The sequence below is a fragment of the Capnocytophaga sp. oral taxon 329 str. F0087 genome (genome assembly GCF_000213295.2).
GTDB lineage: Bacteria > Bacteroidota > Bacteroidia > Flavobacteriales > Flavobacteriaceae > Capnocytophaga > Capnocytophaga leadbetteri_A.
Window position 1 is genome coordinate 1 of the sequence record NZ_KN390100.1, and the last position, 993, is coordinate 993.

Below are 993 nucleotides of genomic sequence, written 5' to 3' on the forward strand. Positions count from 1 at the left end.
AATACTATATCATCGGTAATACGAATACTGTGTAATAGTCCTTTCATAATTATTGAGGGTTGTTATCGCATAGACAATCACGCTGAATGAGTAGTACTAACTCACCCTTTAAATCGCTGGTTAGGGCAGTATCGCTAAGTACTGAAACGTGGAACTTGTTATTGTTACACTCAAAATTTACCTGTTTCATACCTTGCACATAACCACCGCCCTTGTGCTTATAATCACGATAGTCTACAGGTTCAATGATTACATTGCCTTGCGGGTCACGAAGTGAGATTTCAACAGCGTTTTCTGGCTCGTAAGAGGTAATAGGCAAGTAATAAACGCCTATACAACGCCCCTTTTCTAAGGTAACATAATCACCCTGGGCATTGCCACCTGATGCGATGTTTACTTTTATTCTGTTAGTTATGATACTACTTGTCATAGTTTAGGTGTTAGTTTTTAGTTGTTAGCCGTTAGAATATTGTCGTTTGCTAACGACTAACCACTAACGGCTAACACCCAATTATTATTATCTCTTCACATAGGTCTCGAAGCCACGTAATAGCACTCGAACGAATGACTTGTGTCCGCTGGTAGCAGGGGTAATACTACTGCCTACTGGGGTTTCAATCATCATTTCGATGGTTTGTGTAGGCTCAATAACAGCAAGTGCTCCTAAAACGCGATAGTAGTCCTCTTTTGATTTCTTAGCGTTTTCGATAGCAGCCACAGGCAATTTTACAATAATTTCGCCATTTTGACGGATAACAAAGTCAGACGATAGCAATACAGCAGGAAGAGCCTTGTCATAAGTTACATCCCATACTTTAGTACCATCTGCTGCTTCACCATATAAAAGTGTTAATGCTTCGATTACAAAAAAGCGTCCGTTTTCAAGGCGGTTACCGTCAAAATTTGTAACCCCTTTTTGTTGGGTAGTATTGCCGTCTAATAGCGATACGTTTCCACCTGATGAAAACACTGTATTTATAACGAGCTCACTTG

Annotated in this window: 2 protein-coding genes; both read right to left on the bottom strand. The window is 40.0% G+C overall.

All coding sequences use genetic code 11. The features are described from left to right. Positions 1–49 precede the first annotated feature (49 nt). The gene (locus HMPREF9074_RS11535) at positions 50–430 is read right to left on the bottom strand and encodes a hypothetical protein (RefSeq protein WP_009389221.1); all 381 of its coding nucleotides are present in this window, start codon (positions 428–430) and stop codon (positions 50–52) included. Positions 431–517: 87 nt separating this feature from the next. Further along, positions 518–993: hypothetical protein (locus HMPREF9074_RS12535; protein ID WP_198133053.1), on the bottom strand; the 476-nt coding region annotated here is incomplete at its 5' end.